Source organism: Bradyrhizobium sp. (assembly GCF_049691595.1).
In the GTDB taxonomy this organism is placed as follows: Bacteria; Pseudomonadota; Alphaproteobacteria; order Rhizobiales; family Xanthobacteraceae; genus Bradyrhizobium.
The window spans coordinates 1-10,825 of the sequence record NZ_JBAVNZ010000043.1 but is presented as its reverse complement, the minus strand read 5'-3'; the positions used below and the strand labels follow the sequence as shown (position 1 = coordinate 10,825).

Sequence of the window (10,825 nt, the reverse complement as noted above, 5' to 3'; positions counted from 1 at the left end):
GGATGACGACCTCGAACAGGATGATCGCCGCGCCGACCGCCATGACCGTGACGGTATGCCCGACGCCCCAGGCGGCGCCGATCAGCGCCGAGCCCGCCACGCCGCGCTCGCGACTGACGATGGTCGCAATGGCGACCACGTGGTCGGCGTCGGTCGCATGCCGCATCCCGAGGAAGAAGCCGAGAAACAGGAAGGACACGACGTTCAGGGTGGTTCCAGTCATTGCGCACGCGCCGGGAGAGCTATCCACGGCCGTATTATGCAGCGTTTCAACCCAACGCCAACTCCATATGCGCGTGCGCGCCTTGGCGCGGCTGCGGTGCGGAGCCGGTCGGCCGCCCATCGCCGGGACAGGTCACAATGGCCATTTGGCCCCAACGGGTGGCGGATACCCTCTACTCCAATAACTGACTCAAAGCCCCAGCCAAAGCCTCGCATATTTCAAAAAGAGACCTCGAACTACGGTTGGTAGCTTCGGCATGCCCTGGTTGCTTGCTCCCGCCAGTGAAGCACCCTTCTCCAGAATTCAGAAAGAGGGGGCATCAAAACGCGGTCTCCCTTTGAAAAAGAAAATATCATTCAGAGAGGTCAAAAGAAAAGATGTGACGCTGATGCAACCTCTAAAGAGTATTTTTCATTCCGCCCGATGCGCGCCTTTGCACGATCAACCGAACACGCCCGCAGCGTTGACACTCAGCGCCCGCATCATGCCGATACGCGCAAGGCGGCGGATAATCGCGACCTTCCGGCGTGCCCGAGGCGCGCCGTTAAGCACAAATTTACCACAATTTGGCAAGCTCCATTCAGGACCGACGCGTAGCGAGTCATCGGCCAACTCTCCACTCGTCGAGGAACAAATGTTTGGCAACTTGCTTACCGTCGCCGGGCTCAAACGGCTCGGCCGACTTCTGGCGATGTCAGCCTTGGCGATACTGGTCGCAGACAGCGGAAATGCCGCTGATCTCAAGCTCCGGATCAATCCGGCTCCATCCGCGGAATCGGAACGGCCTGGCGCATCGCGCCGCCAGGAAACCGTCTCGCCAGAAGCACGCAGACAGCTCTTTGATGAATTCCTGGAGTGGATCAGAACCCACCGCTGAGCCCGCTCCGCCGCTGCCTTCCGCAAACTTCATGTCAGCGCGCATGACCTCCTCTACTGCGCGAACACCGTCCGGCACGCCTCGCTCAGGCTTGCCTTCACTTCACCAACTCTGTTCGAAGCTGGCGTTCAGTTCCCGATGTGGCCATCCGGAAGCGAATAGCTGCGGCCGGCCCCGAACCGTTGCGTGATTAGCCGCGGAGGGTGGCCCCAGAACAAGCCTGTGGCGAACTACCTTGCATTCATTCTACTTTCATCAAGCAGGCTTTGGCTGCGCATCAAATGACTTCGCGTCGTTAAGGCCTGTTTCCAACTGCTCAGTTCTTCTTCCCGAACGCGCTGACGATGCCGCCGAGCAGATTGGCCCCGATGCCGGCGAGCGCGCCCCAGCCGCCGGTGGCGCCGACCGCGCCGGTGATCAGCGGGATCAGCGTCGAAAGCGTTCCGGCCGTCGTTGAAACCTTGTCCGTGGCTCCACCCCCCAGATTGAACGGCATGCCGATGCTGCCGAGCGCCTGCAGGATGGTGACAATGCCAAGCGCGCCGGCAGAGAGCTGCACGCTCGGCCGAGACAGAACCGGCACGTTCGCGTTGGCGGGCGCGTCCGTCTTCTGCTCGGTGCCCGGCCACGGCTTGCCGGTCAGCCGCTCATACAGGATCGGCAGAAGCTGCGTGATGAGATCGGCCGGCGCCTGCGGTGCTTGAGGCTGTGCCTGCACGACGGGCGCAGGCACTGTGTTAAGCGGCTGCGCGGCAATCGGTTTGCCCGTCGCCAGCACGGCCAGGAGCTGTGTGATATCGAGCTGCTTGCCGGTGAGCGCCGACTGCAACAGCAGCGGTAGCAGTAGTTCGAGGCCTTGGCCCGGCTTGGCAGGATCGGCGGCCATCGGTTTCTCCTTCGAAAGCATCATGAGGAAAAGAACAAGCAGCTGTTGCGCTTCAGGCGGAAGCGAGCCAAAGGGAGCGCCCGTGGCCGGCAAGGGACCGACCGGCCCCGTGTCGAGCGACACGTCGAGCGCAGCCGCCGTCTCCGGCCCCATCATGCCATCGACGACCATGCCCTCGGCTTGCTGGAAACGCACCAGCGCGGCCTGCGTGTTGAGCCCGAAGTCACCGTCAATCAGGCCTGGATCGAAACCCTTCGCAGCCAGAGCTTCCTGGATCCGCATGACAATGGTCTTGTCCATGTTCGGCGCATTGATCTCGTAGGCGATCGCGGGCGGATTGACCTTGATCGGCGGCGAGGTGCCATAGGCGATGTCCGGGATCAGGATGCCGGTGTGCCATCCGCGGCCATGTACCGTGTCGGCGACGACGCCATAGCGCTGACCCTTGGCTTCGACGGTACCGCCCCTGCCATCGCAAACCGCGATGTGTCCCATCTTGCCGGCGCCCGGCGGATAGCGAAGGACGATGCCGCCGGCGGTCCCCGCCGCCTCCTCCACGGACACGCGCTTGCCTAGCCGCTCCAGGTCTGCTTTCCAGGCGCCCGTATAGGCGTCGGCCGTGGCCGGCGGTGCCGTGTCGTCCAAGCATCCATAAAGCCGGCCCGCCTCCTGATAAACCAGCCAGGACACAAACTCGGCGCAGTCCCAGGGGCCATGCCAGTGCGGATCGTCCTTCGGCACCAGGCAATTGACGTATTGCTCACCGATATGCTCGCGAGCGCGCTTCAGCAGACCGGCGCCCGACGGACCGCCCCCCGCTGGCAGGTGGATTTCAACTTCGACAGCTAAACCGTCCAGATACGCATCGGCGCTTCCGGCCTTGAACATCTTGTGCGCCTGGCGCCACTGCTCCTCGCTCAGGTTGTTGCCCTTGCCGGACTCGCGACTGGCAATAGCCTTCAATAACGGGATCGCCTGAACCGGGTCGTCGACCATCTCCTTCGTTAGCGTGGCGTTGGGATCGTAGCCGGGCACACCAAAGCCATGCGCCCCGGTCCACTTCGTGCCGGCTTCGCCGATCTTCATGCCCACATAGCTGCGCGACAGGAGATCGAAATTGGAAGCAGCGCCGTTCACAGGCGACGGGAAGCGCGCGATCTTGTGGTTGCCGCCGATGATGCCATAGCCGGTCTGGCCAAACCGCGCTGAGCGTGCGCTCGGATATTGAGCGCCGGGATTGTTATACCGGAACGACGCTACCTCAGGGCCGGCCACATCATCGCGATGTTCCGCGGTGGAAGGATCCGTAGACCTGCCGATTTGAGTGACCATTGTTCGCTCCCCCTGACCTCTCGCCTATGCTTGTTGCCGATATCCTTTTGGCTGGATCGTCGCTGCCGTGCTTGCCGCCAATTCGCGGTCCGGTTTCCCGGCGGGTGCAGGGTCGCCGTTGGGCGCCAGCTCTCTCCGGCGTAAAGCCGGCCGCCTCTTCCGCCGTGGCGATGGTTGGTGAGAAAGGACATCTCCGCTCGAAGGCCCGGTAACCCGCAGCCGGCTGAAATCGGTCGAAGACCGTTCCTCTACCTTTTCCTCTACCTTTCGTTTTGCTGCGCCGCGAACAGCAACGATTCTCGATAGCATCAGGACGTGGCGACCCGCGCGAAGTAAAAATCCAAAGCAATTCAAGACTAGCGACAATCCAAAAGCGTATTTGATGAAGGATACGCCCGTCACTCAAAAACGCAACAACAAGTAGAACTCGACCCGGAGCCGATTGCTCGCAGGCCGCGGTTGCGCGCATTGTTTGGTCTCAGGCCCCGCGAATGCGCGGGGCAGCATGCGGGATCATCGCATGCAACGCGAAGGGGTGCACAGGCGTGCATCTCCGGGAAGCAGCCGGCTGCGCGACCGGCGCACAAGCGGCGCGAGGAGGACGCCGACTGCCAGCGGTGTGCAGAACCAGACAATCGACCAGGAGGTGGCGGCGCTCAGAAATGACTGAGCCGATCCGCTTTGCGGATTGATGCCAAAAGACGGCATCGCATCCCAGCTTTCCTTGCGGACCAAATTGAAGACCTCGCGGAAGCGGCGTTCGACCCGAAGGTATTGGGCGTCAGCTGCGTTCGGGATTTCGCCGGGGCAAAGGCGATCGACGTCGCCCGTGCAGGCCTTGCGCTGCTCAGGCGTGCCAAGGGCGTGGGCGTGCCGGCCGTGAACAACGAGAGGAAAAGGCCGACCGTAGACGCCCGACGGGCGCGGCTCGTCAAAGCTGCGGATCGCGCAAACCTTGCCTTCATGACGTCGTCTCCCTGATTGGCCGAAGCCTCCACGGCATCGGCGTCCTCAAGGGCACTTACGCGGAATATTTTTCGCAGAATGTGATTTTGCGCACAATTTGGCCCTGCGCCCGTGCTTACGCTGCGCCACCGGGATCAACCATTTATTAGGCAAGGCGGCCACGGCCGCCCGATCGATAAAATTGGAGCGATCCGCTCAATCTGGAAACAAAACACTTTTGAGACGATGCGCGCTCGAACCCCGGAGAGCGCAATGAGTGACGTGGATTTCGACCTGCTGCTGGATGCCGTGAGAACGGCCGTTGCGCCCGTTCCGGAGGAGGACTTTATGGCCCAACCCTCACCCCGTTTTCAGCCGCCGCCGCGCCCTGCCAATGACAATCGCCCCGACAATCGCGCCCCCTGGCCGCTGGTTCCGTTTCCGGATGGCTGGTACGCCGCCTGCTGACGGCTACGCCACCTTGCGCTTCTCGATGACCTGCCGGAAGTCCGTTGCCAACCCGCCGTAGTAACGCGCAAGCACCTCATAGAAGGCCCGCTGGGGCCCCTCCGCTGCCTGCCGAGCCCACTCTTCGCACCGGGCGGCTTTGCTATCGTACTTCTCTACCTTGGTTTGAAGATCGGTCGTCATGGCACTACTCCACGAAACAGACAACCCTCGATAGTGCCTTGGCATGCGCCGAAAAGATGGCCGTGTTAGGGAAATTTCGCAGCACCGGAGCGGCCCGCGCCAGGCACCGTCGATGTCCTTGAGCAGGCATCCTCATTTGTGGGGAACTTGCTCGCGACGCTGATTTCCGAGCGCCGGCCGGACAGCACAACGCCGCCAGCGGGGAATATGATCGCGGAGCGGCGTTGGATCGTGAGGCATGAGGCCAGTCACGACGCGGCAGCTACCATCGCTTTTTTAACAGGCTGTCAGTCACTGGAAGCAAGACTGCTCTCCCCGCGAATCTTGCGGCAATGCAGTATTGATGGAGGCCACGACCAGAATTGAACTGGTGTACACGGTTTTGCAGACCGTTGCGTAACCACTCCGCCACGTGGCCCCGTCGGGCGCACTCATATACGTCCTCTCTCCGCTAGGCAACCAACGGCTGCTCACGCCCGCTTGCGGCGGCGCAGATCCCGCTTTTTCGGTTTTGGCGCCAGTTCCGGCATCGTGCCCTGCACCTGTCGATACCTTGCCAGCATCCGCTCGAAACTGCCGTTCAGAGTCTCGGCGATATCGGGCCGCTTCTCGAGGCCAGCCAGCAGCATGGCGGCCGCCTCGATGGTGGAAAGACCGTCGTGGCGCGGCTCGCGGCGTAGCTTGCCGTAGCGTGACGGATGCTTCGGATTGAGGATGATGCGCTGGCACTTCAGCATCCAGGCATTGCGCCACCACAACGCCTTGGCCTGGCTCCAGGTGCCGTCGAGCAGCACGATGCCCTCGATGTCGCCGAGAATGCCGCGCTGATCGGGCTCGAGTTCGCCCTTGCGGTTGATGGCGACGATCTCGCGGTCGGTTTCGAGGTCCGCCACCTTGGCCGAACCGAGATAGAGCACCGCCCAGCGCGAGGGATCGTGGACCGGCCGCCCCAGCGCCTTGGCGAGACTCGGCCACGACAGCCCGATCCGGACGACCGCATCCTTGAAGTGGCGCGCGGTGAGCCGCGCGGTGCCGAGCGCCCTGTCCTGCTCCTGCGGATGCTGCAGGATCAACAGCGAAATGCGGTTCTCGATCGGCGTGACGCTGTCGCAGATGCACAGCGGCAGCGGCTTGCCGCAATGCGGGCAGTCGGCGATCGTCTCCGCCGCGCCGGTCTCGGCTTCGGATGGTTTTGTCATCGGCCCGCTATACGCTTCGCGGCCAACAATTCAACTATTCCGCCGGTGCCGCGGCCGTCGCCCGCCGGGATCGTCGCCGCAGCCGGTCGATCAGGAGGTAGATCACCGGCGTCGTGTAGAGCGTCAGGATCTGCGAGACCAACAGCCCGCCGATGATGGTGATGCCGAGCGGCCGGCGCAGTTCGGTGCCGGGACCGGTGGCAATGACGAGCGGAATCCCCGCGAACGCCGCCGCCATCGTCGTCATCAGGATCGGCCGGAACCTGACGCTGCAGGCCTCGAAAATCGCCTCGGCCGACGACAGGCCGCGGTTGCGCTCGGCGTCGAGCGCGAAATCGACCATCATGATTCCGTTCTTCTTGACGATGCCGATCAGGAGAATGATGCCGATAAAGGCGATGACGGTCAGCGGCGTATCGGTCAACTGCAGCGCCAGCAGCGCGCCGAGACCCGCGGACGGCAGCGTTGAGATGATGGTTATCGGATGCGCGAGGCTCTCATAGAGCACCCCGAGCACGATATACATCGCCACCAGCGCGCCGAGGATCAACAGCGGCTGCCGTCCGCTGGTTTTGCTGAAGTCGCCGGCATTGCCGTCAAAACTGCCGCGGATGCCCTCGGGCATATGCAGTTCCTCGACCGCGCGCTGGATGTTCGCCGTCGCGATTTCCAGCGGCACGTCGGGCAACAGGTTGAACGACACCGTGGTCGAGGGAAACGACTGCGAATGGTAGACCGCGAGCGGCGACAGCCCGCGCTCGGTGCGCGCCACCGCCGACAACGGGACCTGCGCCCCGTTGGCGCCGGCCACGAAGATGCGGTCCAGATTGGATGGATCGGCCTGGAATTTCGGATCGATCTCCAGCACCACCATGTACTGGTTGCGCTGGGTATAGATCATCGAGATCTGCCGCTGCGCGAAGGCGTTGTTCAGCGCGTTGTCGATATCCTGGACGCGGACGCCGAGGCTGGAAGCGGCCTTGCGGTCGATCAGCAGCGAAAGCTGCAGCCCGCCGGGGTCGCGGTCGCTGGAAATATCGGTGATGCCCTCGACGCTCTCCATCCGCTTGGCGACCAGCGGCGCCCATTTCTGCAACAGGTCGAGGTCGGTGCTGGACAGCGTGTATTGATAGTCGGAGTCGCTCTGCCGCCCGCCGCCGCGGACATCCTGCGCCGCGAACATGAACAGGCGAATGCCGGGCACGCGAAACAGGTTCTTGCGCAGCCGATCGATCACGAGCTGCGTCGACACGCCATCCCGCTGCTCCGGCGGCTTCAGGCTGATGAACATGGTCCCGCGATTGGAGCCGGCGCCGCCCGGGCCGCCGCCCAGCACCGACCCGATCCCCTCCACCGCCGGGTCGGCCATCACGATGTCAGCCAGTTGCCGCTGCAGGGCGAGCATCGCCTGAAACGAGATGTCGGCGGAGGCCCGCGTCGCGCCGATCACGAACCCGCTGTCGTCGGTCGGAAAATATCCCTTGGGCGTCTTGATGTAGAGCGTCACCGTCAGCGCGATGGTGGCAAAGAACACGATCAGGGTGAGGTACGGGAAGCCCAGCACCACCCGCAGCGTCCGTGCGTAGAACCGGACGATGCGCGACAGCGTGCCCTCGACCACGCGGTCGAACCAGGTCGCATCGGCCGACCTCGCCTGCTTGATGTAATGCGCGCAGATCATCGGCGTGATCGTGAGCGACACCACGGTCGAAACCACGATGGCAAACGTCAGGGTCAGCGAGAACTCGCGCAACAGCCGCCCGACGACGCCGTCCATGAAAATCAGCGGCGTGAAGGCTGCGACCAGCGACAGGCTGATCGACAAGACCGTGAAGCCGATTTGTCTCGCGCCTTCCAGCGCCGCCGGAAAAGGCGGCATGCCATGTTCGAGATTGCGGTACATGTTCTCGATCATGACGATGGCGTCGTCGACCACGAAGCCGACCGAGATCGCGAGCGCCATCAGCGACAAATTGTCGATCGAGAAATCGGCGAGCCACATGCCGGCGCAGGTCCCCGCCAGCGCCAGCGGCACCGAGACCCCGGCCGCGATGGTCGGCGTCAGCCGGCGCAGGAACACGAACACGACCAGCATCACAAGCACGGCGGTTGCCAGCAGCGTGAGCTGCATGTCCCGCACGCTGGCGCGGATGGTGCCGGTGCGATCGACCAGGGTGGAAATCTCGACGCCGCCGGGAATCCATTGCTTCAATTCCGGGATCAGCGCCTTGATCCGGTCGACGGTATCGATGACGTTGGCGTCGCCCTGCTTGGTGATCTGGATCAGCACCGCGGGCTGCTTGTTGAACCAGGCGATCGCGCGGCTGTTGCGCACGGAGTCCTCGACCTCGGCCACATCGGAGAGCCGGACGAAATTGCCGTTCGAGCTCCTGATGATGATATTGCGGAATTCGGCCGCGGTGCGCATCTGGCGGTTGGTCGACAGGGTTTCGCTCTGGCGGCCGCCTTCGAACACTCCGACAGGTCCGAGCGGGTTGGCGTTGATGATCGCGAGCCGGACGTCATCGGTGGCGATACCGGCGTTGGAAAGCGCGACCGGATTGAGCGCGATGCGCACCGCCGGCTGGTCGGCGCCGCTTACATTGACCTCGCCGACGCCGGGCACCTGCGAGATGCGCTGCGCCAGCACGGTATCGGCGACGTCGTACATCGCGCTGGTCGTAATCGTCTTCGAGGTCAGCGCCAGCACGAAGACCGGCGCCGCCGCCGGATTGGCCTTGCGGAATTTCGGCAAGGTTGGCAGGTCGCTCGGCAAATCCGCCGATGCCGCGTTGATCGCAGCCTGCACGTCGCGCGCGGCGCGGTCGATGTTGCGGCCGATCGCAAATTGCAGCTGGATACTGGTGGTGCCAAGCGAGCTGGTCGAGGTGATCTGCTCGATGCCGGCGATTTCACCGAGCCGCCGCTCCAGCGGCGCTGCGACGGTTGCCGCCATCACCGAGGGGTCCGCGCCCGGGCGGGTGGCGAATACCCGGATCATCGGAAAATCGACATTCGGAACCGGAGAAACCGGCAGGAAAACGTAGGCCACCATGCCGACCAGAAACAGCCCGATCGCCAGCAGCGTGGTGCCGACCGGCCGGCGAATGAAGGGCTCCGAGATCGACGCCATTACCGCGTCCCCCCGGTCGCGCCGGTGACCGGCGGCACCTCGGGTCCCGGCGCCGGCACCGCGTTCCCGATCCGGCGGTTGAGCCGGTCGAGCGCCAGATAAATCACCGGCGTCGTGTAGAGCGTCAGCAACTGGCTGAGCAACAGGCCGCCGATGATCGAGATGCCGAGCGGGAAGCGCAGTTCGGCGCCGGTGCCGCTTTCGACCGCCAGCGGCAGCGCACCGAACAGAGCGGCCAGCGTCGTCATCATGATCGGGCGAAAACGCAACAGACAGGCCTGAATGATTGCTTCCGTCGCCGACAGGCCCTGATGCCGTTCGGCCTCGAGCGCGAAGTCGATCATCATGATCGCGTTCTTCTTGACGATGCCCATCAGCAGAATGATGCCGATCAGGCCGATGACGGAGAGATCCTGTCCGAACAGCATCAGCGCCAGAATGGCGCCGACGCCCGCCGACGGCAGCGTCGAGAGAATGGTGATGGGGTGAATGTAGCTCTCATAGAGCACGCCGAGCACGATGTAGATCGTGACGATCGCCGCCAGAATCAGCCACGGCTGTCCGGCCAGCGATTTGGAGAATTCGGCGGCGTCACCCGCATAGAGACCGACGATGCTGCCGGGCATGCCGATCCGGGTCTCGATCGCCTTGACCGTCTCGACCGCGTCGCCCAGCGCCTCGCCGGGCGCCAGATTGAAGCTGAGCGACACGCAAGGGAATTGCGCCTGGTGCGAAATCGAAAGCGGCGCGGTGGTGCGCGTCAAGGTCGCGACCGCCGACAGCGGCACCTGCGCGCCGGCCGCGCCAGGCAGATAGAGCTTGTCGAGGATCGAGGGATCGCGCTGGTAGATCGGCAAGGCTTCCAGCACCACGCGGTACTGGTTGGCCTGGCCATAGATGGTCGAAATCTGCCGCTGCGAGAAGGCGTCGTTGAGGGTATCGTTGACACCCTGCAGGCTGACGCCGAGCTGGCCGGCGCGCTGGCGGTTGACGTTGAGCGCAGCCCGCAGGCCGCCCTCCTGCGCCTCCGAGGAAACGTCGCGGAACAGCGGGTCGCGGCGCATTGCAGCCACCAGCCTGCCGGCCCAGCGCGACACCTCCGCGGCGTCGGTGCCGGTCAGCGTATACTGATATTGCGAGCGGCTGGACCGCGTCGAGATCTGCACGTCCTGCACCGGCTGGAAATAGATGGTCATGCCGGGAATCGACACGACCTTCTGCTTGAGGCGGTTGACCACGACCGAAACATCGTCGCGCCGTTGGCCGCGCGGCTTCAGCGTCATCACCAGGCGGCCGACATTGGTGGTCGGGTTGACCGAACCGGCGCCGATCACCGAGACGACGCCGATGACGTCGGGGTCGGACTTGATCGCGTTCGCCGCCTCGGTCTGCCGGCTTTGCATTTCCGCGAAGGAAACGTCGGGACCGGCCTCGGTCGCCGCCGTGATCGACGCGGTGTCCTGCAGGGGCAAAAAGCCCTTCGGCGCGATCACATAGAGGATCAGCGTCGCGGCGATCGTGCCAAGCGTCAACAGCAGCGTCGCGCGCTGGCGCTGCAATACCCAGAGCAGCGTGCGAT

The 10,825-nt window shown here is 63.8% G+C and carries 8 protein-coding genes, 1 tRNA gene and 1 pseudogene; 3 read left to right on the top strand and 7 right to left on the bottom strand.

The window, feature by feature from the left end:
• Positions 1 to 223: pseudogene (locus WCE35_RS01855) on the bottom strand (hypothetical protein); the annotation flags it as partial.
• 256 nt (positions 224 to 479) lie between these two features.
• Here WCE35_RS01855 and WCE35_RS01850 point away from each other — a divergent pair.
• A complete protein-coding gene (locus WCE35_RS01850; RefSeq protein WP_424591638.1) occupies positions 480 to 1,100 on the top strand; it encodes a hypothetical protein in 621 nt (206 codons plus the stop codon).
• A gap of 316 nt (positions 1,101 to 1,416) precedes the next feature.
• On the opposite strand, the gene WCE35_RS01845 is transcribed toward WCE35_RS01850, so the two are convergent.
• The gene (locus WCE35_RS01845) at positions 1,417 to 3,318 is read right to left on the bottom strand and encodes a peptidoglycan-binding domain-containing protein (protein ID WP_424591637.1); all 1,902 of its coding nucleotides are present in this window, start codon (positions 3,316 to 3,318) and stop codon (positions 1,417 to 1,419) included.
• A 681-nt stretch (positions 3,319 to 3,999) separates the two neighbouring features.
• Between WCE35_RS01845 and WCE35_RS01840 the strand changes: the two genes are divergently transcribed.
• Both WCE35_RS01840 and WCE35_RS01835 read left to right on the top strand, forming a co-directional pair.
• On the top strand, positions 4,000 to 4,299 hold the full coding sequence (locus WCE35_RS01840) for a hypothetical protein (protein ID WP_424591636.1): 300 nt from the start codon (positions 4,000 to 4,002) through the stop codon (positions 4,297 to 4,299).
• A gap of 237 nt (positions 4,300 to 4,536) precedes the next feature.
• The gene (locus tag WCE35_RS01835) at positions 4,537 to 4,731 is read left to right on the top strand and encodes a hypothetical protein (RefSeq protein ID WP_424591635.1); all 195 of its coding nucleotides are present in this window, start codon (positions 4,537 to 4,539) and stop codon (positions 4,729 to 4,731) included.
• A 3-nt stretch (positions 4,732 to 4,734) separates the two neighbouring features.
• Here the strand turns inward: WCE35_RS01835 and WCE35_RS01830 are convergent, their stop codons facing one another.
• From WCE35_RS01830 to WCE35_RS01810, 5 genes are all read right to left on the bottom strand, one after another.
• Positions 4,735 to 4,914 carry a hypothetical protein gene (locus WCE35_RS01830; protein ID WP_424591634.1) on the bottom strand — a complete coding sequence of 60 codons (180 nt, stop codon included), beginning with the start codon at positions 4,912 to 4,914 and terminating at the stop codon, positions 4,735 to 4,737.
• Positions 4,915 to 5,258: 344 nt separating this feature from the next.
• Positions 5,259 to 5,332 (bottom strand) — tRNA-Cys (locus tag WCE35_RS01825).
• Between the two features lie 52 nt (positions 5,333 to 5,384).
• Positions 5,385 to 6,113, bottom strand: coding sequence for a tRNA-uridine aminocarboxypropyltransferase (locus tag WCE35_RS01820; RefSeq protein WP_424591633.1), 729 nt, complete (start codon positions 6,111 to 6,113; stop codon positions 5,385 to 5,387).
• Between the two features lie 34 nt (positions 6,114 to 6,147).
• Positions 6,148 to 9,246: an efflux RND transporter permease subunit gene (locus tag WCE35_RS01815; protein WP_424591632.1), complete on the bottom strand. Its 3,099-nt coding sequence runs from the start codon at positions 9,244 to 9,246 to the stop codon at positions 6,148 to 6,150.
• Positions 9,246 to 10,825 (bottom strand): efflux RND transporter permease subunit (locus WCE35_RS01810; protein ID WP_424591631.1); only part of this gene is annotated, 1,580 nt, incomplete at its 5' end. The genes WCE35_RS01810 and WCE35_RS01815, both read right to left, overlap by 1 nt.